The organism is Herbidospora galbida (assembly GCF_005233835.1).
Taxonomy (GTDB): domain Bacteria; phylum Actinomycetota; class Actinomycetes; order Streptosporangiales; family Streptosporangiaceae; genus Herbidospora; species Herbidospora galbida.
Map to the genome: position 1 here is coordinate 1 of NZ_SZQA01000007.1, position 26,768 is coordinate 26,768.

The window sequence follows — 26,768 nt, forward strand, 5'->3', positions numbered from 1 at the left end:
CTCGCCTCCTGGCTGGAGGACCACCCCGCCGCCGACCTGGCCGACGTCGCCCACACGCTGCGGGTCGGCCGCGCCGAGCACGACCACCGCCGCGTTTTGGTCTGCGACGACGTGGCCGGGGCCGTCCGCGGCCTCCGGGCCGCCGCCTCGTCCGGGCCCGCCGCGCGCGTCAAGGGGCGGCCGCGCGTCGCCTTCCTCCTCCCCGGCGTCGGCGACCAGTACGCCGGCCTCGGCCGGGAGCTCTACCAGTCCGAACCCGTCTACGCCGAGGCGGTCGATCGCTGCATCGAGCTCGTCGGGGACGTGGACCTGCGCCCGCTGTTCCACGAGCGGCCCGCCGCGGACCCCGGCGACCTGGCCGTCCTGCTCGGCCGGGCGCCGCAGGGCCCCTCGGAGGCCGATGACCGGCTGGCGCACGCCGAGGTCGCCCACCCGTTCCTGTTCACCGTCGAGTACGCGCTGGCCCAGCTGCTCGCGCACCGGGGCGTCCGCCCGGACGCGCTGCTCGGCTACAGCCTCGGCGAATACGTCGCCGCCACCCTGGCAGGGGTCTTCACCCTGGAGGACGCGCTGCGCGTCGTCACCGAACGCGCCCGCCTGATCAGCGCAATCCCGGCCGGCAAGATGGTCGCGGTCGCGGCCGGGGGAGACCAGATCCGGGCCCACGGCGCCGGGATCGGGATCGCCGCGCTGAACGGCCCGTCGATGACCGTCCTCAGCGGCCCGGTCGACGAGATCGACGCCGTCACCCACCGGCTGCTCGCAGCGGGCGTCGCCTGCCGCCCGCTGCGCTCCGCGCACGCCTTCCACTCGTCGCTGCTCGAACCCGCGCGGGAGAAGCTGGCCGCGCTGATCGAGTCGGTGCCCCGGCAGGCCCCGTCCACCACGATCCTGTGCAACCTCACCGGCCGGCCGATGACCCCCGAACAGGCCACCAGCAGCGCGTACTGGGCCGACCAGCTCGTCAGCACGGTCCGGTTCGCCGACGCGGTACGGCACTGCGTCGAGCAGGACATCGACGTGTTCGTCGAACTCGGCGCGGGGCAGACGCTCGGCGGGCTGGTCCGGCAGAACCTCGCGGGCGGGTCCGGGGCGGCGGTCCTCGGCACCCTGCCGGCCTCCTGGACCGGTGGAGAACCGCGTGATGCCCGGGTCGAACTCCTGGAGACCTGTGCCCGGCTGTGGGAACTCGGCGCGGGCGTGACCTGGGAGCGCGTCCAGCCGGGACCGGGCCGCGTCGTCAGCCTGCCGGCGTATCCGTTCCAGCGGACCCGCTACTGGCCCGAGATCGTCGAGGGCAGCAGCTCGCCGGTGCCGTCCGCCCGGCCGGCCGAACCGGCGGACCTCTGCTTCGCTCCCGCCTGGCAGCGGGACCCGGCGCGCCCGTCCGTCCCCGCCGACCTGCGGCTGGACGGATCGCTGATCGTGTTCGCCGACTCCGGCGGCGTCGGCGCGGCACTCGCCGACCGCGCCGCCGCCGCGGGCACGCGGGTCCTGGAGGTGGTCGCCGGGACCGAGCTGCGCCGCGAGGGCCGCCGCCTGGTCATCGACCCCCGCGACCCCGCGCACTACGCCGAGGTGTTCGCCGCCGCCGGTGACGGTGACGGGCCGGTACGGGTGGCCCACCTGTGGAGCCTCCTCGCCGACGACCCGCGCGCCGCCGTCGGGTACGGCTTCGACAGCCTGCTGCTCGCCGTCCAGGCGTTCGGCGACCGGGCAGTACGGTTGCTGACCGTCACCCGGGGGGCCACCGAGATCCTCGGCGCGGACGCGACGGCCCCGTACCGGGCCGTGACGCACGGTCTGGGACGCGCGATCCGGCACGAGTACGCGGGCCTGGACTGGACCGGCGTCGACCTCGACCCCGGCGCGACCGACGTCGACGCCGAGGCCGGTCAGATCGGCTGCGAACTGCTCTTGGACGTCGCCCGCGACGACGCCGAGGCCGGGTCCGACCGGGTCTCCGGCTGGCGGCGCGACCGGCGCTGGCTGCGCGGCTGGGGCGAGGTGCCCGCCGTCCCCGATCCGCCGTCGCCGTGGCGGGAGGACGGCGTCTACCTGATCACCGGCGGCACCCGCGGCCTGGGGATGGCGCTGGCCAGGCACCTGGTCCGGGCCGGGGTGCGCAGGCTCGCGCTGGTCGGCAGGACCGCGCTCTCGCGCGACGGCGCCGAAGACCCCGGCGGCAAGACCGGGCGCACCCTGCGGGACGTCGCGGAACTGGAGGCCGGCGGGGCCGAGGTGCTGCTGCTCTCCGCCGACGTCGGCGTACCCGCCGAACTGCGGGCCGCGCTGGAGCGCTGCCGCGACCACTTCGGCACGCTCACCGGCGTCGTCCACGCCGCCGGGCTCCCCGCCGGCGGGATGGCGCGGCGCAGGTCGCTCGCGGACGCCGGAGCGGTGCTGGCTCCCAAGATCCTCGCGATGGGCCCGCTGGCCGAACTGGTCGGCCCGGAGACCCCCGCCGACCGGCGGCCCGAACTGCTCGTCCTGTACTCCTCCGCCGTCACCGCGTTCGGCGGCATCGGCGAGAGCGACTACTGCGCCGCCAACACCGTCCTGGACGCCTACGGCGAGGCGCTCGCCGCCTCGGCCCCCTCCACCCGGGTGGTGTCGATCGCCTGGGGCCCCTGGCAGCACGACGACTGGCAGGCCGAGAGCCTCAAGTCCGCCACCGGCCTGGCCGAACGCGTGCGCGCCTACCGCGAGCGGTACGGCTTCGCCGACGAGGCCGGCTGCGCCCTGCTGGACCGGATCGTGGCCGGTGGGCACGGCAGCGTCCTGGCGGTCCGGCAGCCGCTCCGCGAGGTGCTCCGCGACTGGTCCGCGATGGTCGACATCGACGCGCTGGTCGGCGCGACCACGGCCGTCTCGCTCAGCGAGCGCTTCCCGCGCCCGGAGCTCCGCACCGACTACGCCGCCCCCCGGACCGAGCCGGAGATCGCCATCGCCGAAGTGTGGGGCGCCTACCTCGGCATCGACCGGGTCGGCGTCCACGACCCGTTCTTCGACCTCGGCGGCAACTCCCTGGTCGGGATGGCCATGGTGCTCGCCATCGAGAAGGAGCTCGGCGTGCCGATCGCGCCCGCCGTGCTGTTCGAACACCCGACCGTGGCGGAGTTCGCCGCGGCGGTGGCCGGAGACGCCGCGGAAGGCGCCCGCCAGGCCCTGGACACCAGCTCGGCGCGGGGGTCGCGGCGTCGCCGCGCCCGCTCGGGGACGCGGAAGTGAGGACGCCCGACATGAGAGCTGACGACGTGACTGACGACGTGATTGATGACGAGGGCACCGACATCGCGATCGTCGGGATGTCCGGCCGGTTCCCCGGCGCTTCCGGTGTGGCCGAACTGTGGACCGCCATCCGGGCCGGCCGGTCCGGGGTGACCCGCTTCACCGACGAGGAGCTCCGGGCCGCCGGCGTACCGGAGGAACTGCTCGCCGACCCCGGTTACGTGAAGGCCGGGGCCGTGATCGACGGGGTGGAGCTGTTCGACGCGGGCTTCTTCGGGTTCAGCCCGAAGGAGGCGCAGATCCTGGACCCGCAGCACCGGCTCTTCCTGGAGCACAGCTGGGAGGCGCTGGAGGACGCGGGCTGCGACCCCACCCGCTTCGACGGCGCGATCGGCGTCTTCGGCGGCTCGGCCTGGAGCTCCTACCTGCAGAACAACCTGGTGCCCAGCGAGGTCGGCGCCGTCATGGGCGAGCTCGCCGTGGGCCTGGCCAACGACAAGGACTCCCTCACCACCCGCGTCTCGCACACCCTCGGCCTGTCCGGTCCCAGCTACTCCGTGCAGAGCTACTGCTCCACCTCGCTGGTCGCCATCTGCGCCGCCGCCAGCAGCCTGGCCGCCTTCGAGAGCGACCTCGCGCTGGCCGGCGGCGTGGCGGTCGGCGTCCCGCACCGCGTCGGCTACCTCTACCAGCAGGGCGGCATCGCCCCGCCGGACGGCGAATGCCGCGCCTTCGACGCGGGCGGCCTCGGCGCGCCGCTCGGCAGCGGGGTCGGCGTGGTCGCGCTGCGCCGGCTGGAGGACGCGCTCGCCGACGGCGACCAGATCTACGCGGTCATCCGGGGCTGGGCGGTCAACAACGACGCCGGTCGCAAGGTCGGCTTCACCGCGCCGGGCGTGCAGGGACAGGCGGCCGTGATGGCCGAGGCGCTCGCCGCCGCCGGTCTGGCGCCGGCCGACATCGACTACGTGGAGGCGCACGGCACCGGCACCGCGCTCGGCGACGCCGCCGAACTGGCCGCGCTGCAGCAGGTGTTCCAGGGCCAGAACCTGCTGATCGGCTCGGTCAAGCCCAACGTCGGCCACCTCGACCGGGCCGCCGGCGTGACCAACCTGATCAAGGCGGCGCTCGCGCTCCGGCACGGCGAGATCCCGCCGACCCGCAACCTGTCCACGCCGAACGCGCAGCTCAGCGCGGGAGAGGCCCGGCTCGACGTGGTCACCGCCCTGCGCGCGTGGCCGCGCGGGGCCGGCCGGGTCCGCAGGGCCGGGGTCAGCGCCTTCGGCATCGGCGGCACCAACGCGCACGTCGTGCTGGAGGAGGCCCCGCCGCTCTCCCGGCCGGCGGAGACGTCCCGGCCGCAGCTGCTCGTCTGGTCGGCCCGCTCGGCGAAGGCCGCCGACGAGCTGACCGCCGGTCTCGCGGACCACCTCGCCGACACCCCCGATCTGCGGCTCGGCGACGTCGCCCACACCCTGCGGGTCGGCCGCCGCGTCTTCGAGCACCGCCGGTTCCTGGTCGCCGCCACGGCCGGGGAGGCCGTCGCCGGGATGCGGGACGCCGGTGTGCAGGGGCGGGCGGAGAGCCGCGCCGACCGCCCGGTCGGCTTCCTGATCCCGGGCACCGGCGAGCAGTACCCGGGCCTGGCCGAGGACCTCTACGCCACCGAACCCGCGTTCCGGGCCGCTCTCGACGAGTGCCGCGCGATCCTGCGCGACCGGATGGACGGCGCCGACCCGCTGGAGGAGATGCTCCGCCCCCGCGACACCCGGTCGGGAGGCGGCCTGGGCGCCCTGCTCGGCCGTGACGCCGCGACCACCGACGCGATGCCGACCGCGCTGCTGCACCCCGCGCTCTTCTCCGTCGAGTACGCCCTGGCCACGACCCTCATCGGCTGGGGCGTCACCCCGTCCGTGCTGGCCGGGTACAGCCTCGGCGAGTACGTCGCCGCCTGCCTCGCAGGTGTGCTCTCGCTGCCGGACGCGCTCGCGCTGGTCGCGCACCGGGCCACGCTGATCGACGCGCTGCCCGAGGGCGCGATGAGCGCGGTCCCGCTCGGCGCGGCCGACCTGGCCGCCAGGATCGCGCGCGCCGGCGTCGCGGAGATCGACGTGGCCGCCGAGAACGGCCCCGACCTGACCGTGGTCGCGGGCGAGCCCGCCGCCATGGAGGCGGTCCGGGCGCTGCTGGCGGCCGACGGGATCCCGTGCCGCCCGCTGGCCACCGGGCACGCCTTCCACTCCCGGATGATGGAGCCGGTCCGTGCCGAGCTGACGGCCTGGATCGGCGCCAACATCGGGCTCTCCGGGCCGCGGATCCCGTACGTGTCGAACGTCACCGGCGAGCTGATCACCGAGGCGCAGGCCACCGACCCCGGCTACTGGGCCGAGCACATGTGCGCACCGGTCAGGTTCGACGCCGTGCTGGGCACGCTGCTGGCGCAGGGCGACCACGCCCTGCTGGAACTGGGCCCCGGTCAGTCGCTGGGCGCGATGGTCCGGGCGCACCGCGACTGCCCGCGCGAGCGCTGGCCGCTGGTCGTCGGAGCCCTCCCGGCCGCCGCCGACCCGCGCCCGGCCGGGTCGGTGCTCGCCGAGGCCGTCGGGCGGCTCTGGCTGGCCGGCGTCCCGATCGACTGGCCCGGCTACGAGCAGGACCGGCCGGCCGCCAAGGTCGGGCTGCCCACCTACCCCTTCCAGCGGGAGCGCTACTGGATCGACGCCCCGGCCGGGCGTCCCGCCGAGGCGCCGCGCCTGGCGGCCGACCCCGACCACGTTCAGCTCCTGGAGTCCCGCTGGGCCGCCGAGGCGCTGCCGGCCGAGACGGACACCGTCGGCCGTCACGTCCTGTTCGCCGACGGCACCGGCGTCGCCGAGGCGCTGGCCCAGGCGCTCCGCGCCGACGGCGGCGAGGTCGTGACAGTGCGGGCGGGAGCCTCGTTCGCCGAGATCCCCGGCGGCTTCACCGTCGACCCGGCTTCGGCCGCCGACCACGTCGCGCTCGCCCGGCGGCTGGCGGAGAGCGGCCCCGCCGTGGTGGCCGACCTCCGACTCCTCGACCCGGACGGCGGACCGGACGGCCGGGCCGTCGTGCCGCTGGCCCGGTTACTGGACGCCTTCGGCGACGAAGGCGACGACCGCACCCGGGTCGTCGTCGCCACGCTGGGCGGCCAGGCCGTCGCGCCGGGGGAGCACGCCGACCCGGCCCAGGCGGCCGCGGCGACGTTGCCGATCGTCGGCAACCAGGAGTATCTGGCCCTCGACTGCCGCGGCGTGGACCTGGATCCGCGCGCGAGCGCCGCCGGTCACGCCGGCGTCCTGGCCGCCGAGCTGCGGCGGACGTCGGCCGACGTCCTCGTCGCCTACCGGAACGGCCGCCGCCACGTGCGGGAGTTCGTCCCGGCCGCAGAGGCGAAGGTCGCCCCAAAGGTGCGCCCCGGCGGCACCTACCTGATCACCGGCGGTCTCGGCGACGTCGGTCTGCTCGTCGGGGAGCACCTGATCCGGGCCGGCGCCGGCCGGTTGATCCTGACCAGCCGGAGCGGCCCGCGCGGCGACGGCGCCGAGCGGCTGCGCGCGCTCGGCGCGGAGGTGCTCACCCCCCGCGTGGACGTCACCGACGCCGCCGCGATGCGCGCGATGCTCGCCGGGGTGGGCCGGGTCGACGGGGTGGTGCACGCCGCCGCCGAGACCGGGCCCGACACGTTCCTCCCGCTCCGGGACGTCACCGAGGCCGCCGTCGAGCGCCACTTCGGCGCGAAGGTCGCCGGCGCCCGCGTCCTCGCGGAGGTGCTGCCAGAGGTGGACTTCTGCGTGCTGTTCTCGTCCACCTCCTCCATCCTGGGCGGCATCGCCTTCGGCAGCTACTCGGCCGCCAACGCCGCGCTCACCGCCCTGGCCCGGCGGCCGGGATGGGTGGCCGCGAGCTGGGACACCTGGTCGGTCACGCTGGAGCGCCTCCAAGGCGGGATGGGCGCCACCATGGCCGCCCACTCGATGACCGCCGCCGAGTCCCTGGCCGCGCTCGACCAGGTGATCGCGCTCGGGAGGCCCGCCGTCGTGGTGGCCGCGGGCGGCCTGGCCGACCGGCTGCCGAAGGTCACCGCCGAGGCCGGACCGGCGCACTCCGCCGAGCGTTTCCCCCGGCCCGAGCTGCCGCAGCCCTACAGCCCGCCGCTGACCGGCACCGAGCGCGCGCTGGCCGAGCTGTGGTCGGAGGTGCTGGGCGTCGAGCCCGTCGGCACCCGCGACAACTTCTTCGACCTCGGCGGGAACTCGCTGGTCGCGCTCCAGATGCTGGCGCTGGTCAAGAAGCGGTTCGGGGTCGCCGTCCCGACGGTGCTGCTCTTCGAGGCCCCGACCGTCAACCGGCTGGCGGTCATCCTCGACGAACGCGGCGCGACGGCCACCCCGGCCAGGGCCGTCGTCCCCCGGCCCGCCGCCCCCGTCGCGGCGACGAAGAGCGACGACGACCGGCGGATCGCCATCGTCGGCATGGCCGGCCGCTTCCCCGGCGCCGGCGACGTGGACGCCTTCTGGCGCAACCTCCGCGACGGCGTCGAGTCGATCAGCTTCTTCACCCCGGAGGAGCTCAGGGCCGCCGGCGTCGACGAGGCCCTCGTCCACGATCCCGCGTACGTCCCCGCCCGCCCGATCCTGGACGACGTCGCCGGCTTCGACGCCCAGTTCTTCGGCATCAGCCCCCGCATGGCCGCCCTCACCGATCCGCAGCAGCGCCTGTTCCTCGAAGTCTGCTGGGAGGCCCTGGAGCACGCCGGCTACGGCGCCCCCGAGCACCGCGGCCGGGTCGGCGTCTACGGCGGCGCCAACATCAGCACCTACCTCCTCCACATGGGCGAACGCCTGCTGCGCGAGGACGAGGACGTCAGCCACTACGAGATCATCATGGGCAACGACAAGGACGCCCTCACCACCACCGTCTCCTACCTCTTCGACCTGCACGGCCCGAGCGTGGCCGTCCAGACGTTCTGCTCCACCTCCCTGGTCGCCACCCACCTCGCGGTGCAGAGCCTGCGCGCGGGGGAGTGCGAGATGGCCCTGGCCGGGGGCGTCTCGATCCGCGTCCCGGACAAGGTCGGCCACGTCTTCGGCCCCGGCGGCATGGAGTCGCCCGACGGCCACGTCCGCACCTTCGACGCGCAGGCCAGGGGGAGCATGTTCGGCGACGGCGCCGCCGTGGTCCTGCTCAAGCGCCTGTCGGACGCGATCAGGGACGGCGACCACGTCTGGGCCGTGATCCGCGGCTCCGCGATGAACAACGACGGCGCGCTCAAGGTCGGCTACACCGCGCCCAGCGTGGTCGGCCAGGCCAGGGTGATCGCCGACGCGATGGCCGACGCCGAGGTCACCGGCGAGGACATCAGCTACGTCGAGGCGCACGGCACCGCCACCGAACTCGGCGACCCGATCGAGGTGGCCGCGCTGACCCGCGCGTTCGGCCCGACCGAGGAGACGGGGTACTGCCCGATCGGATCGGTCAAGACCAACGTCGGCCACCTGGACCGCGCGGCCGGCGCGAGCGGCCTGATCAAGACCTCGTACGCCCTGACGAACCAGGTCATCCCGGCCAGCCTGCACTACACGGCCCCCAACCCCGAGATCGACTTCGACAACAGCCCCTTCTACGTGAACGCCGAGCTCTCCCCGTGGCGGACCCGCCACGGCCGGCCGAGGATCGCCGGGCTCAACTCGCTCGGGATGGGCGGCACCAACGTGCACATGGTCATCGAGGAGGCCCCGGCGCGGCCCCCCGCCATCGAGGACGAGAAGGGCCGCCGCCACCAGATCCTGCCGGTCTCGGCCCGCAACGCGGTCGCCGCCGAGGAGGCCGCCCGGCGGCTCGGCGCACACCTTTCGGCCGCTCCCGGCACGCGTCTGGCGGACGCCGCGTACACGCTCCAGGCGGGCCGCAAGACGTTCGAGCACCGCAAGGTCGTCGTCGCCACCGCCACGGCCGAGGCCGCGCGGATCCTCACCGGCGAAGCGGCCCAGGACGGTCTGCTCTCCCGGGTCGACACCGTGCAGGGCCGCCAGACGGCGTTCCTGTTCGCGGGCGTCGGCGAGCAGTACCCGGGCATGGTCACCGAGATCTACGAGCGCGAACCCGCGTTCCGCGCGGCCCTGGACGAATGCCTTGAGCTGCTGCGCGGCCCGCTCGACGGCGTCGACCTGCCCGGCCTGGTCGCCGGCGGGCGCGGCGCGGGCGCCGACCTGGCCGTCCTGCTCGGCCGGGCCGGGAACGCCGAGGACGACCGGGCCGGCACGCTGAAGCGCACCGAGATCGCCCAGCCGGCCCTCTTCGCGATCGAGTACGCCCTGGCCCGCACCCTCATGGCCTGGGGAGTGCGGCCCCGGCTGATGCTCGGCTACAGCCTCGGCGAGTACGTCGCGGCCTGCCTCGCGGGCGTGCTCTCGCTGCCCGACGCGATCGCCCTGGTCGCGCACCGGGCCAAGCTGATCGGCGCGATGCCCGCCGGGTCGATGGTGGCCGTCTCGATGCCCGCCGAGGACGTGCGCCGCAAGTTCCGGCTGGAGCGGCGCGGCCTGGACCTCGCCGCCGTCAACGGCCCGCAGGTCTCGGTCGTGGCCGGGCCGTCGGACGAGATGGAGCGGCTCGTCGCCGAGCTGCGCCGGGCCGACATCCCGTGCCGGGCGCTGGACACCACGCACGCGTTCCACTCCCGGATGCTCCAGCCGGTCACCGGCGAGCTGACCGACTGGGTGAAGGCCAACATCCGGCTGAACCCGCCGGAGCTTCCCTACATCTCCAACCTGACGGGCGAAATCGCCGACGCCGACCTGGTCTGCGACCCGGGTTACTGGGCCGAGCACATGTGCGGCACGGTGCGCTTCGGGAAGGGCGTCGAGACGCTGCTGGCCGACCCCGAACTGGCCGTGGTCGAGATCGGGCCGGGTCAGTCGCTCGGCGCGCTGGTCCGCGGGGCGGGCTGCCCGCCCAAGCGGTGGCCGCTGATCCTGCACGCGCTGCCCGGCGCGAGCGACCCGCGCCCGGACGACGAGGCGCTGGCCGGGTGCCTGGCCCGGCTCTGGCTGGTCGGCGCGGAGCTGGACTGGAACGCCTACCACGGGCGGCTGCCCGAGGCCGCGACCGCCGGCCTGCCGGGCCGGATCCCGCTGCCGACCTACCCCTTCCAGCGGCGCCGCTACTGGATCGAGGGGTCGGCGGACGCGCCCCAGCCGAAGGCGAAGCCGCTGGCTTTGGAGGGCGGCAACCTCTTCGACGCGATCACCAGCCTGCCCAAGCTGCCCGAGGAACAGTGGCTCCACCTGCCGGTCTGGCGGCAGACCGCGGCCCCCGCGCCCGCCGCGGACCGGCCCGGCACCTGGCTCGTCTTCACCCGCGAGGGCGCGGCCGACGAGGTCACCGCCGAACTCGCCGCGACCGGCGCGACCGTCATCCAGGTCCGCCCCGGCGGGGGCTACGCCGCCGTCGGGGACGGCCACACGGTCCGCCCGGGAAACGTCGCCGATGCACTCGCCCTCCTGCGCGGCCTGCGCGCCGCCGGTCACGGACTCGACCGGGTCGTGCACCTGTGGACCCTGGAGCCCGGCGAGGACACCGTCGAGTACGGCCTGCACACCCTGGTCGCCCTGGCGAGGGCGGCGGGCGAGTCGGGCGTCGACGGCTGGTCGCTGGACGTCGCCGTCTCCGGCACCCAGGAGGTCCTCCCCGGCGAGGTCGGCAACCCCGACGGCTCGACGCTGATCGGCCCGTCGCTGGTGATCCCACTGGAGTACCCGAGGGTCACCACCCGCTTCATCGACCTCGACACCCCCTCAGGCCTGGTCGCCGAGCTGGCCCGCCCGCAGACCGACCGGATCGTGGCGCTGCGCCGGGGCCGCCGCTACCTGCCCGGCTACGAGACCATGGCCACCCCGGACGCCACTCCGCTGCGTGACGGCGGCGTCTACCTGATCACCGGCGGCCTCGGCGGCATCGCGCTCGGCCTGGCCGAGCGGATGGCCCGCGACGTCAAGGCCAAACTCGTCCTGCTCGCCCGTTCCGGCCTGCCGGGCCGGGACGAGGCCGCCCGGCGGGTCCAGGCCGTCCGTGACCTCGGCGGCGAGGTCGAGATCGTGGTCGGCGACGTGGCCGACCCGGCCGCCGTGAAGCGGGCGGTCGACACGGCGATCGAGCGGTTCGGCGCGCTCCACGGCGTCCTGCACGCGGCCGGCCTCCCGGCCATGGGCCTGATGCAGTTCAAGCGGCCGAGCGAGCTGGACGCCGTCCTCGCCCCCAAGATCGCCGGGACGCGGGCGCTGGCCGAGGCCCTCCGCATCGGCGAGCCCGGCGAGATCGAGCTGGACTTCCTGGCGCTGTTCTCCTCGATCACCTCCGCCACCGGCGGCGGTCCCGGCCAGGTGGACTACTGCGCCGCCAACGCCTACCTCGACGGCTACGCGCTGCGCCTGGCCGCGACCGGCCGCAAGGTCGTCTCGATCGACTGGGGCGAGTGGACCTGGAACGCCTGGGAGGCCGGCCTGGCCGGTTACGACGAGGGCCTCCAGACCTTCTTCAAGGAGAACCGGGCCAGGGTCGGCATCGGCTTCGAGGAGGGGTACCGCTCGCTGCTGCGCGCCCTGGCCAGCGGCGAACCCCGGGTGATCGTCTCCACCCAGGACTTCGAGACCGTCGTCACCGGCAGCGCGCGGTTCAACCTGGAGGCGGTGACCTCGCCCGCCGTGGCGGGCGCCGGCGGGGACCGGCATCCCCGGCCCGAGCTGGTCACGCCCTACCAGGAGCCGTCCGGGCCGAAGGAGGAGGCCATCGCGGTCATCTGGGGCGACGCGCTCCGCCTCGACCGGATCGGCGTGCTCGACAACTTCTTCGAGCTGGGCGGCAACTCGCTGCTGGGCGTCAGCATCGTGGCCGCCCTGCGCCGCGAGTTCGCCCTCGCCGAGCTCCCGCCGCACATCTTGTACGAGGCGCCGACCGTGGCCGCGCTCGCCGCGACCATCGAGGCCCTCACCTCGGGACCCGCACCGGCGTCGAGAACGGCAGGCGAGAACGGGGGCAGCCACGTCCGCGCCCAGCTCCGCCGTTCGGGCCTGGAGTCGTCGGCCTCCCGCCGGCGCCGATGAGCGCCATCCGTCAGCAGGACAACCAGAGAAACGGAGAGGTCATGACAGTTATCGGTGTGGTGGGCGCCGGCGTGATGGGCGTCGGCGTGGCCCAGAACCTGGCGCAGACCGGCCACGACGTGGTCCTGGTGGACAAGGACGAGGAGATCCTCGCCGCGGCCCGCGCCACCATCTGGCGCAACGCCAGGATGAGCCGCCTGATGGGCGGCCCGGCCCTGGACCCCGACGACGTGCTGTCCCGGATCACCACCGCGGTGGGCGCCGAGGCGGTCGCCAAGGCCGACGTCGTCATCGAGAACGTGACGGAGAACTGGGACGTCAAGCGGTCGGTCTACGAGACGATGGACGCGGTCTGCGGGCCGGACACGATCTTCGTCGTCAACACCTCCGCGATCCCGATCACCAAGGTCGCCGCCGTCACCGGCCGCCCCGACAAGGTGGTCGGGGTGCACTTCATGAACCCGGTCCCGGCCAAGCCGGCGTGCGAGCTGATCCCCGGCTTCCACACGACCGCCGAGACCGTCGAGCGGGTCCGCGACCTGCTGTCGGCGATGGGCAAGAAGGCCATCGACGTCAAGGACGCCTGCGGGTTCGTCTCCAACCGGGTCCTGATGCTCACCGTGAACGAGGCCGCGTTCCTCGTCCACGAGGGCGTCGCCACCGCCGAGTCGGTCGACGAGGTGTTCCGGAGCTGTTTCGGCCACCCGATGGGCCCGCTGGAGACGGCCGACCTGATCGGGGTCGACACCATCCTCTACAGCGTGGAGGTGCTCTACGAGCACTACGCCGACAGCAAGTACCGCCCTTGCCCCCTGCTCAAGCAGATGACCGACGCCGGCCTGCACGGCCGCAAGTCGGGCCGCGGTTTCTACACCTACGACGCCAACTAAGGAGCCAGACATGTCCGGCAACGCCAAGGAACAGATCCTCGACTTCGTGCGCGCCCGCTACCCGCAGGCGGAGATCGACGAGACCCAGGACATCTTCGCCCTGGGCTTCGTGAACTCGTTGTTCGCCATGGAGCTGGTGATGTACATCGAGAAGACCTTCGAGGTCACCATCCCCAACGACGAGTTGAAGATCGACAACTTCCGGTCCGCCAACACCATGGCGGAGCTGGTGGACCGGCTTTCCCCCGCGCGGGTCTGACATGGCGACCCTGGCTGAGACCGCGCCGGGCACCCTTCAGGTCACCGACAGGAAGTCCGCCCGCGCGTTCGTCGACACCCACATCGTCCCGTACGCCGACGCGTACGACCGGCAGGGCCGGGTCCCCGAGGAGCTGCTGGAGCGGATGACCGCCGCCGGGCTCTGGGCGCCCTTCCTGCCCCGGGAAACCGGGGGAGGGGGGATGGACCTGGTCACCCTCGGCGAGGTCCACGAGGAGGTCGGCCGGGGCTGCTCCTCGGTGCGCAGCCTGCTCACCGTGCACACGATGGTGTCGTGGGCGGTGCAGCGGTGGGGCAGCCCGGCCCAGCGCGAGCGGTGGGTGCCGGCGCTCGGCCGGGGAGACGTGCTCGCCGCGTTCTGCCTGTCCGAGCCCGGCGCCGGCAGCGACGCCTCCGGGATCGCCAGCCACGTCGTGGAGAAGAACGGCGGCTGGGTGCTCAACGGCGTCAAGAAGTGGATCACCAACGGCCAGCGGGCCGATCTCTTCCTGGTCTTCGCCCGCACGGCCACCAGCATCGGCGCGTTCCTGGTCCCCAGGGACAGCCCCGGCGTCGAGGTGACGCCGATCGAGGACGTGCTCGGCACCCGGGCGTCGATGATCGCGGAGATCTCCTTCCGCGACGTCGCGCTCGGCCCGGACGCGCTGCTCGGCCCGAGCGGCTTCACCGCCGGCATGGTGCTGACCGGCACCCTGGACCTCGGCCGCTACAGCGTGGCGACCGGCTCGGTCGGCATCATCCAGGCCGCGCTGGAGGCCTGCGCCGCGTACGCCTCCCGCCGCACCGTCGGCGGGACGCTCCTCAAGGACCTGCCGCTGATCCAGGCGAAACTCTCCGACATGGTCACCGACGCGCGGGCGGCCCGCCTGCTCGTCGCGGAGGCCGGCCGGCTCAAGGACGCCGGCGAGGCGTCCACGATCATGGCGACCTGGGTGGCGAAGTACTTCGCCTCCACCGCCGCCGCCCGGCACGCGTCCGAGGCGGTCCAGATCCACGGCGCGAACGGCTGCGGCCACGACTACCCGGTGGCGCGGCTGTACCGGGACGCCAAGGTCATGGAGATCATCGAAGGCAGCAACGAGATCCAGCGCATCACCATCGCCAGCCAGGCAGAACGGGAGATCATCTGATGACCGTGGTCGACGAAACCCCCCCTGTCGCCCCGGAGAAGCCGGTCCAGGGCCGGATCAAGTGCGTGGTCTGGGACCTGGACAACACGCTGTGGGACGGCGTGCTGCTGGAGGACGGCGAGGTCACCCTGCGGCCCGAGGTGGTGGCGCACATCCACCGGCTCGACCAGATGGGAGTGCTGCACTCGATCGCCAGCAAGAACGACAGCGCCGCCGCCCTGGAGAAGCTGCGCGAGTTCGGCGTCGAGGAGATGTTCCTGCACCCGCAGATCAACTGGAACGCCAAATCCGACTCCATCGCGCGCATCGCGAAGGCGCTCAACCTCGGGCTGGACGCGTTCGCCTTCGTCGACGACCAGGAGTTCGAGCGCGGCGAGGTCGGTCACGGCCTGCCCGCCGTCACCCTGGTCGACATCGTGGACCTGGACGAGGCGCTGGCCCGGCCGGAGTTCATCCCCCGGTTCGTCACCGACGAGTCCGCCCAGCGCCGCCCCATGTACCAGGCGCAGGCCGCACGCGACGACCTGGAGTCCGGCTTCGTCGGCACCAACGAGGAGTTCCTGGCCGGGCTGGACATGCGGTTCACCATCGCTCCCGCCGTGCGGGACGACCTGCAGCGGGCCGAGGAGCTGACCGTCCGCACCAACCAGCTCAACTCGACCGGCCGCACCTACTCCTACGAGGAGCTGGACGAGCTGCGCGAGTCGCCCGACCACCTGCTGCTGGTCGCCTCCCTGACCGACCGGTTCGGCAGCTACGGCAAGATCGGCCTCGCCCTGGTGGAGAAGGGCGAGAAGGTGTGGCGGCTCAACATGATGCTGATGTCCTGCCGGGTCATGTCCCGCGGGGTCGGCATGGTGCTGCTCAACCACATCATGCGGCTGGCCCAGGCGGCCGGGGTGAGCGTGCGCGCCGACTTCGTGGAGACCGGCCGGAACCGGATGATGCAGGTCACCTACGCCTTCGCCGGATTCCGCGAGGTCGGCAGAGACGGCGTCCACGTGGTGCTGGAGGCCGACCTGAGCACCGTCCAGCCGCCTCCGCCCTACGTCCACTTGGAGATCGTCGATGAGCTTTGACGACGCGGCCGGCCGGTGGATGCCGTTCGCCGGCCAGACCGGCGCGGGCCCCGGCGCGCTCGCGCTGTACTGCCTGCCGCACGCCGGCGGCGCCGCCTCCACCTTCCGGAGCTGGCAGCGCGTCCTGCCGGGGGTGGCCGTCCAGCCCATCCAGCTCCCGGGCCGGGACAGCAGGCTCAGGGAGCCCGCCTACGACCGGATGGGCCCGCTGGTGGCCGACCTCGCCGAGATCGTCCAGTCGGACGTCTCGCTCGGCTCGATCGACCGCAGATACGCCCTGTACGGCCACAGCCTCGGCGCGCTCGTCGCGTTCGAGCTGGCCCGCGAGATCCGCCGGCGCGGCGGCCCGCCGCCGGTGCACCTGTTCGTCTCCGGTTCCGTCGCTCCGCAGCTCGCCTACGAGGACGGCAAGCCGGTCGGGCAGATGTCCCGGCCGGAGGTCGTCGCGATGCTCCGCGAGCTGGGCGGCACGCCGGAGTGGCTGCTGACCGATCCCGGTGTGCTGGACATGATCCTCCCGGCCGTCGTCGCCGACTTCACGATCAAGGAGACCTACGAGTACCGCGACGAGAAGCCGCTGGACCTGCCCATCACGGCCATGCCCAGCACCGACGACTCCCGGATCAGGGCCGAGACCGTGACGCCGTGGGGGGAGCAGACCACCAGGGAGTACGAGCTCCAGCCGTTCGTCGGCGGCCACTTCGCGGTGTTCGAGCAGGCCGCGCTGGCCCACAAGATCATTTCCAAGGCCCTGCTCAAATGGATGTGACGGACCCCTTCGTGTGGCGGGTCCACCTCGATCAGCCGGATGGCGCGAGGTGGGCCCCGCTGCTTTCCGGGTCCGAGCGGGCCCGCGCGGCGGCGCTGGCGACACCGGTCGAGCGCCGCCGCTTCACGGTCGCGCACGCCGCCCTGCGGGCCGTCCTCGGCGGGCTCACCGGCCTGCCGCCGGCCGATCTCGTCTTCGGCGCGGAGCACAACGGCCGGCCGTACCTGGTCGGCCACCCGGTCGACTTCAACCTGTCGCACTCCGAGGAGTGGGCGTTGATCGGGGTGGCCCCGCCGGGCCTGCGGGTCGGCGTCGACGTCGAACGCGTCCGCGACGACCTCGACCACCTGGCCATGGCCCGGCATCTCTACCATCCCGCCGAGGTCGACCACCTGACCCGGGCCGCCTCCCCCGAAGAGGAGTACTTCAGGCTCTGGTGCGCCAAAGAGGCGTACGTCAAGGCGACCGGGGCGGGCCTGGCCGGCCTGCGGAACGCGCCGGTGACGCGCGAAGGGAACGCGACGGTGGGTTCGTCGCGTTCCCTTCGCTGGCTCGACGTGGCGCCCGGCTACGCGGGCGCCGTCGTCACGACCGCTGTCACGACCGCTGGGACACCGGCACCACGTACCGGTTGAACACCAGGTCCCGCAGCACGTCGTCACCGCCCTCCACGATCGACACGTACCGCACGTCCCGCAGCAGCTTGCCGATCACCGAGTCGTGGGTGTAACCGACGCCGCCGAACATCTCCGACGCGGCCGAGGCGATCTGCCAGCCGGTCTGGCCGCAGAACATCTTCGTGGTCAGCGCCGTCTTCAGCGTGCCCACCCGGAGGAACTCCGCGGCCGCGTCCGGCCGGGCCGCGATCTCGTCGTACCGGCGGGCCGCCGCCAGGCACTGGTTGGCCATCACGTCGATCTGCATCTCGAACTGGCCCAGCTTGGCCGCGAACACCGCGTTGCCGGCCAGGATGGCGCCCTTGACCTGTTTGGTCCTGCCGTACTCCAGGCACACGTCCCGGATCCGGCGGGCGATGCCGAGCGCCGTGGTGGCGATCAGGATGCGGCTGGCGTTCAGCCCCACCTCCAGCAGCCGCAGCCCGTTGCCGCGCAGCACGTTGGCGGCCGGCACCCGGCAGTCGGTCAGCGTCACCTGGTAGGTCGCCGAGGAGCGCAGCCCCAGCACGTCCCAGCGTTTGTCGATCCGGATGCCCGGCGTGTCCCGGGGAACCAGCACCGCGAGGTAGCCGGCCGGGTCGTGTTCGGCGCGGGCGACCACCACCAGGAACTCGGCGAAGTCGGCGTTCGTGGAGAACGCCTTCTCCCCGTTCAGCACGACGTCGTTCCCGTCGCGGCGGGCGGTCGTGGTGATCCTGGCCAGCTCGCTGCCCGCCGCGTGCTCGCTGCCGAGCGTCGCGCAGAACCCGCTCCCGGCCACCAGCTTGCCCAGGTAGTGGTCCCGCAGTTCGGGGGACCCGTACCAGGAGACCATGCTGGTCGTCAGGACCGGGATGAACAGGGTGAACGCGGCGCCGGCGTCGGCGTAGGCGAGTTCGGCGACGATCCGCACGCCGTCCTCCAGGCCGAGGCCGGGGCCGCCGTGCTCCTTCGGCACCCACCAGTTCGCCAGGCCGGTGTCCGCGAACCGCTCGTACAGCGGGAGCGGCGCCTCGGCCAGCGAGTCGAGGTAGGCGTCCTTGCCGATGAGTTCCCTGCGCGCGAACGCCTGGACCGCCCGCACGTGCTCCGGCTGCCTCATTCGGTCTCCCGTTCGTCGAGCAGCTCGGCCAGCAGGCGCACCGTGGGGCACTCCAGCAGTCCCGTCACCGGGACCGACGCGTTCAGCGACGTGCGGATCCTGGTGGTCAGCTCGATCGCGAGGAGCGAGTGGCCGCCCAGCTCGAAGAAGTTGTCGGTGGCGCCGATCGGCTCGATGCCCAGCACCCGCGACCAGATGCCGGCCAGCGCGGCCTCGGTGCCCTCCCTCGGTTCCACGTAGGGGTTGTTGAGATCCGGCCTCGGATGGCGCTCCTGGTCGTCCGGGGTGTCCTCGGCGCTGTGGATGTCGCCGGTGACCCACTGCGCCAGCCGGCCTTCCAGCGGACCGGTCGAGATGACCAGATGGCCGACCCGGTCGGTGGCCGACAGGGCCCGCTCGAAGACGTCGACGCCTTCCGCCGGGGCCATCGCGAAGCCGACCACGGCCTCGCTGTGGCCTTCCAGACGGCCGGCGTCGATGCTCCAGGTGTCCCAGTCGACGGTCACCCAGCGGGCTCCGCCCGCCACCCGGGACTGCCGGATGTAGGCGTCCAGCGCCGCGTTGGCCGCGGCGTACGGCGCGAGCGTCATGCCGCCCAGCACCGCCGCGATGGACGACAGCGTGATCCGCCGCTCGGCGGCGTGCCCGCCGAGCACCTTCTCCAGCACGTGGAAGCCCCTGACCTTGGTGGACAGGTGGGCGTCGCACTGGGCGCGGTCCATCAGGTGGGCGAAGTTGAAGTACGCCCCGTCCTGCACGCCCGCGCCGTGCACCACCACGTCGATCCCGCCGAACCGCTCGACCGCGGCCTCGACCACGGCCGCCATCCGCTCCTCGTCCGCCACGTCCGCGGACAGGCAGAGCACGGTCGCGCCCCGGCTCTCCAGGTCCAGGATGTTGCGGATGTGCCGGGCGGTGCGCTCGCCGCCGGGGGGCGGCTCGGCCAGGAACGCCGCCCACTCCTCGCGGGGCGGCAGCGGCGACCGTGCGGTCAGGACCAGGTTGCAGCCGTACGCGGCGGCCAGGTGCCGGGAGAGCACGAGCCCGACGTCGCCGAGGCCACCGGTGATCAGCACGGTCTCGCCGTCTCTGATCGGGCGGGTCTCGTCGGTCGGCTCCTCGATCGGGAACTGCTCGTAGGTCCGCAGCCAGGTCTCGCCGGCGCGGACCGCGACCGGGCCCTCGTGCGGGGCCAGGATCGCGGCGAGGATCTGGACGGACTCGTCGCCGGCCGCCAGGGGGTCGGCGTCGATCGTGCGGGCCCGGATCCGGGGGTTCTCCTGGGCCAGGCTGGGGGCCAGCGCCGCCAGCGTGGAGTGCTCCGGGTGGCGCAGGTCCGAGCCGAGCACACCGACCCCCCCCGAGGTGAGCAGGGCGAGCTCGGCGCGCGGCGCGGAGCCGCTGTTGTCGACCAGTTCCCTGGCCAGTGCCAGCACGGAGTAGAAGCCGCGGCGCTGTTCGGCGTCGAAGTGCCCGGCCGGGTCCTGACCCGGTCCCGGCTCGGTCGCGCCCAGGCTGAACCCGTGGACGATCGCGCGGGGCGCGACCAGCAGCGAGTACAGCAGCTCGGCCATGTCATCGGGCTGGTCCAGCCGGATGGTGAAATCTCCGGAGTCGTCCTGATCGAAGCTCTCGCCGCTCCGTACCGCCGTGACCTCGGCGCCCGCCGCGTTCAACCGGTCGATCAGGGCCTCGCCCCGGGCGTCGTCGGCGAAGACCAGCCAGGGACCGGCCGCCCGCAGCCGCTCGTCCAGGTCGGCGACCGCGAACGGCCGCTGCCTCCAGGTCGGCAGGTACGTCCACTTCGACCGGTCGAACGTCTTGTCGTTGCTCACCGGGGCGGCCTGCGTGCTCGGGTTGGCCTTCACCCAGTAGCGGCGCTTCTGCCACGGGTAGGTGGGCAGCTCGACCCTGCGGCCCGCGCCCCGGTGCAACGCGGTCCAGTCGATCGCGCTGCCGGCCTGCCACAGCCGGGCCAGCGTGGCCAGCAGCCACTCGGCCGCGGGCACCCCGTCGACGGGGGCGACGGCGATCTCCTCCGACGCCTGACCGGCGTCCTCGCGCGACACCTGGACGCCGAGCCGCCGCAGCCCGTCCGCCAGCGCGCCGACCGCGTCGTGCCGGTCGGTGCCGTCCTCGATGCCGATCACGGCGTCGACCGCCGCGAGCAGCTCCGGCCACCAGGCCTCCGGCACGCCCTCCGGCGTGACCAGGCGCACCTTCGGGTTCCGGCGCTGGGTCTTGGCGTTGATCCAGCGGGAGGGGTCGGTCAGCGCCACGACCGCGTCGTCGCGGTCGGCGACCACGACCGCGCGCCGCAGCGCGAACCCGCCGCGCGACATCTGCAGCGTGAACGCCACGTCCGCGATGTCCTCGCCGGAGTCACCGGCCAGATGACCGGCCAGGCGCTCGCCGAGCTCGTTGAGCGCGTTCTCGTCGCCCGCCGAGAACGTCAGCAGGTGCGGGCCCCGCCGGTGCGGGAGGGCCGGGCGCGGCGGCGCCTGCTCCAGCACCACGTGCGCGTTGGTCCCGCCGAGGCCGAACGAGCTGACCCCGGCCCGGCGCGGGTGCGGACCCTCCGGCCACGGCCGGTGCTCGGTCAGCACGGTGAACCGGTCCTGCGCGGTGGCCAGGGCCGGGTTCGGCTGGGCGTAGTCCGGCACACCCTGGAGCAGCTCGTGCTTGAGGCTCAGCGCGGCCCGCATCAGACCGGTCACGCCGGAGGCCCGGTCGAGGTGGCCCAGGCTCGGCTTCAGCGAACCGAGCACGGCCGGGGTCTCACGCGGCTGGGTGAACACCCGGTTCATCGCGGCCAGCTCGATCGAGTCGCCCAGCATGGTGCCGGTGGCGTGGCACTCGACGTAGCCGATGGTGTCGGGCTTGACCCCGGCCACGCCGAGCGCCGACTCGATCACGTCGGCCTGGCCGTCCACGCCCGGCGCGGTGTAACCGGCCCGCATCCGGCCGTCGTTGTTGGAGGCCGAGCCGAGGATGACGGCGTGGATCACGTCGCCGTCGGCGAGCGCGTCCGACATGCGCTTGAGCGCCACCGTGCCGACGCCGCTGCCCATCACGGTGCCGCCCGCCTCGGCGTCGAAGCTGCGGACCCTCCCGTCCGGCGACATGATGCCGCCCTGCTCGTACAGGTAGCCGGCCGGCTGGGGGAGCGGCGTGAACGCGCCGCCCGCCAGCGCCATGTCGCACTCGTACGTCAGCAGGCTCTGGCACGCCAGGTGCACCGCCACCAGCGACGTCGAGCAGAACGTCTGCACCGACACCGCCGGTCCGCGCAGCCCCAGCTTGTACGACACCAGCGAGGCCAGCGAGTCACGCTCGTTGCCGATCGCCATCAGCATCGCGCCGCCCGGCGCGTTGGCCAGATGGAAGATGTTCTTCACCACGTAGTCGGGGAACCCGCACCCGCCGAACACCGCGACCTGTCCCGGCACGTCGGTGGGGCAGTAGCCGGCGCTCTCCAGGGCCTCCCACGAGGTCTCCAGGAACAGCCGGTGCTGCGGGTCCATCATCTCGGCCTCGCGGGGGTTGATCCCGAAGACCCCCGCGTCGAACATCTCCAGGTCGGTCAGCGGGCCGCCGATCCGCACGTAGCGCGGGTCGGCGATCAGGCCGGGCTCGACGCCGGTCTCGCGCAGCTCCGCGTCGGTGATCTCGCGCAGCCCCTTGATCCCGGACAGTACGTTGCGCCACAGGTCGGCGACGCTGTCGGCGCCCGGGAAACGACCGGACATGCCGATCAGGGCCACCGCCGAGGCGTAGTCGGTTTCGGTCATGACGTCCTTCCGCTCCGGAGCATGTTCCGCCGCTGTTCGATGCGCGAGGTGCGCTGCTGTTCGCGCACGTCGGCCGTCTGCTCTTCCTTGGCCTCGCCCGCGGTGGCCGCTTCGGCGAGCGACGAGATCGTGGGCGACTGGTAGAGGATGTGCGGTGGGAGGTAGGTCAGGCCGAGCGCCTTCCGGACCTCCGTGATGATCTCCATGCCCAGCAGCGAGTTGCCGCCCAGCTCGAAGAAGTTGTCGTGCACCCCGACCGACTCCAGGCCGAGCGCCTCGGTCCACACCTCGGCGATCTTCTCCTCGGCCTCGTTCTGCGGCTCCACGAACGCGGTCGACAGGTCCGGCCTGGGGTGCCGGCCGAAGGCGTCCCTGAGCTTCTTGACCGTCGCCTGGTGGCTCTCGATGGACGACTTGCGGCTCATCGCCACCAGCGGCGCGAAGTCCTGGGTGGAGGCGACCACGTGCCGTTCACCGCTGTTCAGCACCCGGACGAGGGTCTCGAAGCCGTCCTCGAAGCTGAGCCCGAACAGGCCCCGGTACCAGGTGAAGTACTGCTTGGAGCCCTCGTCGTAGTTCTCGAGGCCCTCCGTCCAGCCGTTCCAGGTCCACTCACACCAGTCGACCGAGGTGACCAGCGCGCCGGGCAGCGGGTCGCTGAGCGCGAAGGAGTCCAGGAACGCGTTGGCCGCGCAGTAGTCGACCTGGCCGGCGCCGCCGCCGGTGGCGGAGGTGGTGGAGGAGTAGAGGGCGAGGAAGTCGACCGGCACGTCCTTCAGCACCTCGGCCAGGGCCAGCGAACCGGCCACCTTCGGCGCGAGCGTGCGCTCGATGTCGGCCACCGTCTTGAACTGCATCAGGCCCACCGCCGGCACGCCCGCGCAGTGCAGGACGCCGTTGAGCTCGCCGAACCGCTCGATCGCCGCGTCGACCGCCCGCCGCACGTCCGCGACCTTGGACACGTCGCCGGCCACCGTGACGACCTCGGTGCCGTTCGCCTCCAGGCGGCGCAGGCCCTCGACCCGCCGCCGCACCTCGTCGGCCGTGGTGGGGGCGGCCAGGATCTGGCTCCACTGCTCCTTCGGCGGGACCGCGGTGCGTCCCATCAGGACCAGGTTGGCCTGGTACTTCGCGGCCAGCAGCTCGGCCATGCCCAGGCCGATGCCGCCCAGACCGCCGGTCACCAGGTACGTCCCGCCGCGCCGCACGTCCACGACCGGGGTGGTTCGGTCGATGTTGGCGGCGTCCAGCACCTCGTAGCCCGGCGTCCAGCGGCGGCCTTCGCGCAGCGCGACGACCTGGTCGGCGGGGTCGGCCCGCAGCTCGGCCAGCAGCCCCCGCAGGGCGGCCGGTCCGGTGCCGGCGTCGATGTCGATCAGGCGGGTTTTGACCCTCGGGTACTCGACGGGGATGAGCCGGGTCGGGCCGAGCAGCGTGTTGCGCTCGGGGAGGATGTCGTCGCCGGTCAGTACCTTCTGGCTGCCGACGGTGACGATGTCCAGCGCCCAGGTCGGCAGGCCGAGGTCGACCGCGGCCCTGGCGAACGAGACCAGCGTGTACAGGCCGCGCTTCAGGCACTCCTGGGTGGCGTCGCCGTCGGCGGGGGCCGGGTCGGCCGTCCACAGGTGCACGACCCGCTCCGGCGCGAAGTCACGGCCGCCGAGCGTCCGCAGGGCGGCGACGAGGTCGTCCTGCGAGCCGGGGCGGACGACGAAGCCGTCGGGGGTGTCGGCGTAGGCGTCGCCGGGCCGGACCAGGACGACCTCGTGGCCGAGCGCGTCCAGTGCGGCGCGTAAGGAATCGGTCAGCGTGTCGGCCAGACCGGCGTCGGTGAAGAGCAGCCACTTGGTCTGCTCCTCCTCGCGCACCAGCTGGGGCGCGGTCTGCCGCCACACCGGGACGTTGATCCACCGCTCGTCCGGCAGGCGGGGCAGCGCGGTCGCGATGCTCGTGGGGTCGCTCTCGTCGAGCATGGGCACGCCGGTGTTCAGCGCCGACTGGTCGATCTCCAGCCAGTAGTCCTGGCGCTCGAACGGATAGGTCGGCAGCGGCACCCGGCCGGGCGTCCAGCCGGTGTCGGAGCCGGTGTGCAGGGCGTCCCAGTCGATGGGCACCCCGGCCAGCCAGAGTTTGCCGACGGCCGTCGCGGTGGCGGCGAGCGTCTCCACCTGGTCGCCCTGGCCGGGCAGGGTGGTGACGATCAGCGGCCACTGGTTGCGGTCGCAGTCGGGGTGGCCGCGGGTCAGCGCGCCGAGCGACTGCCCGGGGCCGATCTCGGTCAGGGCCATGTCGCCGCCGCGCAGCACGTGCGCGAGCCCGGCGCCGAACTCGACCGTCTCGCACATGTGGCGGGCCCAGTAGCCGGGGTCGGTGACGAGCTCGGCGGTGGCGATCTCGCCGGTGACGTTGCTGACGTAGGGGATGGCCGGCGGGTTCAGCGTCACGTTCGCGCTGATCCAGGAGGTCAGCTCGGCCGCGACCGGTTCGAGCATCCGGGAGTGGAAGGCGTGCGTGGTCTGGAGGCGGCGGCAGCCGATCTCGGCCGCTCTGAGCCGCGCCGCGGCGGCCTCGACGCTCTCCTCCGGCCCGGCCAGCACGAGCTGCGAGCCGGTGCGGACCGCGACGTCGAGGTCGAGGTCACCCAGCACCGCCTTCAGCCGCCTCTCGTCGGCGGCCACGGCCAGCATGCCGCCCTCCGGCTGGGAGGTGATCAGCTTGGCCCGGTAGGCGACCAGCTTGAGCGCGTCGGCCAGTGACAGCACCCCGGACAGGCAGGCCGCGACGTACTCGCCGAGGCTGTAGCCGACCATGATCTCCGGCTTGACGCCCCAGCTCATCAGCAGCCGGGCCAGCGCGTACTCGGCGACGAACACGGCGGGCTGGATGAGATGCGCGTTCGGGGCCGATCTGGGGGAGGCGTCTGTGGTCCGCCCGAGCAGCGTGGCCAGGTCGGGGGCGGTCGCGGGTCCGGCCGGGACGAAGACGTCCGACAGCTGGGACGCCTCGGTGAGGCCCAGCAGGCTGACGCACTCGTCCACGTCCGCGCGGAAGGCGGGCTCGGCCCCGTAGAGGGCGGCGACCATGCCCGGATACTGCTCGCCGACGCCGGCGATCAGGAACCCGGTCTTGCGGCCGACCGCCGTGTCGGTGCGGCCCAGCGGCCCGGCCGGGTCCGCGAGCAGCGCGGCGGCCCTGGCGTTGCCGTCGGCGATGACGACCTTGCGGTGGTTGAAGACCTTGCGGCCCTTCTGGAGGGTGTAGGCGACGTCGCCCAGGTCCAGGCCGGGATCGGCGGCGATGCGCTCGCCCAGGCGGGCCGCCATCCGCTCGGCGGAGGCGGCCGACCGGGCCGACACCGGGAGGATCTGCCAGCGGCGGGGCCGCTCCCGGCGCGCGGCCGGGACGGGGGCCTCGACGATGATCGCGTGCGCGTTCGTGCCGCCCATGCCGAGCGAGCTGATCCCGGCGACGCGCGGCCGGTCGGCGCTGCGCGGCCAGGGGGTGGGCTGGGCCGTGACGTAGAACGGGCTGGTCTCGAAGTCGATCTCGGGGTTCGGCGAGGTGTAGTGCAGCGTCCCCGGGATCAGCTCGTGCCGCAGCGACTGGACGACCTTGATCAGGCCGGTCACGCCGGAGGCGCGGTCGAGGTGGCCGACGTTCGGCTTGATCGAGCCGAGGATGCAGTACTGCTTCTTCTCGGTCTGGCCGAACGCCCTGGTCAGGGCCGCGACCTCCATCGGGTCGCCGACCTCCGTGGCGGTGCCGTGCGCCTCGACGTACGAGATCTGCGACGGGTGCACGCCCGCCTTCTCGATCGCCTTGGCCACGCAGCGGCGCTGGCCGTCGATGCTGGGAGCCAGGTAGCTGAACTTCATCGCGCCGTCGTTGTTGATCGTCGAGGCGCGGATCACCGCGAGCACGGTGTCGCGGTCCTCGATCGCCTTGCCCAGGCGCTTCAGCGCGACCACGGCCGCGCCGTCGCCGAACATGCTGCCCCGGCCCTGCGCGTCGAAGGTCCGCACATGGCCGTCGGGCGACTCCTGGCCGCCCTCCTCCCAGAGGTAGCCGGTCCGGTCCGGAATCCGGACCGACACGCCGCCCGCGAGCGCCATGTCGCACTCGTCCCGGCGCAGCGCCTCACTGGCCAGGTGCACCGCGACCAGCGAGGTCGAGCAGAACGTCTGCACGGTCACGCTCGGCCCGGACAGGTCCAGCCGGAACGACACGTTCGTGGCCAGCGAGTCCTTGTCGTTGCCGATCATCAGCGCGGACGTGTCGATGCCCATGGCGAACGCCTGCAGCCGGGTCAGCAGGTAGCCGCTGATGTTCATGCCGGCGAACACGCCGACCGAGCCGCGGCTCTCCGGCGAGCCGTACCCGGCCGACTCCAGGACCTCCCACACGCATTCGAGGAAGAGCCGCTGCTGCGGATCGGCCAGCGTGGCCTCGCGCGGGTTGTAGCCGAAGAACGCCGCGTCGAAGCCGCGGATGTCGTCGAGAATCGGCCGGCTCCGGACATAGTTCGGCTTCGAGAACGTCGCCGCCGGCACGCCCGCCTCAATCAGTTCCTCATCCGAGAAACGCGTGAAGGATTCGACGCCGGTGCTGATGTTCCGCCAGAACTTCTCGACGTCATCGGCTCCCGGGAATCGACCGGCCATGCCGATGATCGCAATATCGGAATCGTCCACGGGTGGATGTTGCTGCGTCATCAACACG

11 protein-coding genes are annotated in these 26,768 nt (G+C 73.3%); 8 read left to right on the top strand and 3 right to left on the bottom strand.

Annotated features, from left to right (window positions below; genetic code table 11):
* From FDA94_RS09650 to FDA94_RS09685, 8 genes are all read left to right on the top strand, one after another.
* Window positions 1-3,231 (top strand): SDR family NAD(P)-dependent oxidoreductase (locus tag FDA94_RS09650; RefSeq protein ID WP_137246707.1); only part of this gene is annotated, 3,231 nt, incomplete at its 5' end.
* A gap of 11 nt (window positions 3,232-3,242) precedes the next feature.
* The gene (locus FDA94_RS09655) at window positions 3,243-12,353 is read left to right on the top strand and encodes a type I polyketide synthase (protein ID WP_137246708.1); all 9,111 of its coding nucleotides are present in this window, start codon (window positions 3,243-3,245) and stop codon (window positions 12,351-12,353) included.
* A 41-nt stretch (window positions 12,354-12,394) separates the two neighbouring features.
* The gene (locus FDA94_RS09660; protein ID WP_137246709.1) at window positions 12,395-13,243 is read left to right on the top strand and encodes a 3-hydroxyacyl-CoA dehydrogenase family protein; all 849 of its coding nucleotides are present in this window, start codon (window positions 12,395-12,397) and stop codon (window positions 13,241-13,243) included.
* Between the two features lie 10 nt (window positions 13,244-13,253).
* Window positions 13,254-13,502 (top strand): acyl carrier protein, encoded by a 249-nt coding sequence (locus FDA94_RS09665; protein ID WP_137246710.1) that lies wholly within the window; start codon window positions 13,254-13,256, stop codon window positions 13,500-13,502.
* Between the two features lies 1 nt (window position 13,503).
* The gene (locus FDA94_RS09670) at window positions 13,504-14,652 is read left to right on the top strand and encodes an acyl-CoA dehydrogenase family protein (protein ID WP_137246711.1); all 1,149 of its coding nucleotides are present in this window, start codon (window positions 13,504-13,506) and stop codon (window positions 14,650-14,652) included.
* Entirely contained in the window at window positions 14,652-15,731 is a 1,080-nt protein-coding gene (locus FDA94_RS09675; protein WP_137246712.1) for an HAD-IIIC family phosphatase, read from the top strand. The genes FDA94_RS09670 and FDA94_RS09675 overlap by 1 nt, the downstream gene beginning before the upstream one ends.
* On the top strand, window positions 15,721-16,500 hold the full coding sequence (locus FDA94_RS09680) for a thioesterase II family protein (protein ID WP_137246713.1): 780 nt from the start codon (window positions 15,721-15,723) through the stop codon (window positions 16,498-16,500). The genes FDA94_RS09675 and FDA94_RS09680 overlap by 11 nt, the downstream gene beginning before the upstream one ends.
* Window positions 16,497-17,135 (top strand): 4'-phosphopantetheinyl transferase family protein, encoded by a 639-nt coding sequence (locus tag FDA94_RS09685; protein ID WP_212735251.1) that lies wholly within the window; start codon window positions 16,497-16,499, stop codon window positions 17,133-17,135. The genes FDA94_RS09680 and FDA94_RS09685 overlap by 4 nt, the downstream gene beginning before the upstream one ends.
* Here the strand turns inward: FDA94_RS09685 and FDA94_RS09690 are convergent.
* Genes FDA94_RS09690 through FDA94_RS09700 form a run of 3 tightly spaced genes read right to left on the bottom strand, consistent with a single transcriptional unit; the run spans window position 17,098 to window position 26,740 of the window.
* Entirely contained in the window at window positions 17,098-18,258 is a 1,161-nt protein-coding gene (locus FDA94_RS09690) for an acyl-CoA dehydrogenase family protein (RefSeq protein WP_137246715.1), read from the bottom strand. The two genes, FDA94_RS09685 and FDA94_RS09690, sit on opposite strands and share 38 nt — an antisense overlap.
* Window positions 18,255-22,049 (bottom strand): SDR family NAD(P)-dependent oxidoreductase, encoded by a 3,795-nt coding sequence (locus FDA94_RS09695; protein ID WP_137246716.1) that lies wholly within the window; start codon window positions 22,047-22,049, stop codon window positions 18,255-18,257. Before FDA94_RS09695 ends, FDA94_RS09690 begins: the two co-directional genes overlap by 4 nt.
* Window positions 22,046-26,740, bottom strand: coding sequence for a type I polyketide synthase (locus FDA94_RS09700; RefSeq protein WP_170990862.1), 4,695 nt, complete (start codon window positions 26,738-26,740; stop codon window positions 22,046-22,048). Before FDA94_RS09700 ends, FDA94_RS09695 begins: the two co-directional genes overlap by 4 nt.
* Between the last annotated feature and the right edge of the window lie 28 nt (window positions 26,741-26,768).

Coding starts and splice junctions, on each gene's coding strand:
- FDA94_RS09655 (WP_137246708.1), top strand. CDS start 3,243: ATGAGAGCTGACGACGTGACTGACGACGTGATTGATGACGAGGGCACC.
- FDA94_RS09660 (WP_137246709.1), top strand. CDS start 12,395: ATGACAGTTATCGGTGTGGTGGGCGCCGGCGTGATGGGCGTCGGCGTG.
- FDA94_RS09665 (WP_137246710.1), top strand. CDS start 13,254: ATGTCCGGCAACGCCAAGGAACAGATCCTCGACTTCGTGCGCGCCCGC.
- FDA94_RS09670 (WP_137246711.1), top strand. CDS start 13,504: ATGGCGACCCTGGCTGAGACCGCGCCGGGCACCCTTCAGGTCACCGAC.
- FDA94_RS09675 (WP_137246712.1), top strand. CDS start 14,652: ATGACCGTGGTCGACGAAACCCCCCCTGTCGCCCCGGAGAAGCCGGTC.
- FDA94_RS09680 (WP_137246713.1), top strand. CDS start 15,721: ATGAGCTTTGACGACGCGGCCGGCCGGTGGATGCCGTTCGCCGGCCAG.
- FDA94_RS09690 (WP_137246715.1), bottom strand. CDS start 18,258: ATGAGGCAGCCGGAGCACGTGCGGGCGGTCCAGGCGTTCGCGCGCAGG.
- FDA94_RS09695 (WP_137246716.1), bottom strand. CDS start 22,049: ATGACCGAAACCGACTACGCCTCGGCGGTGGCCCTGATCGGCATGTCC.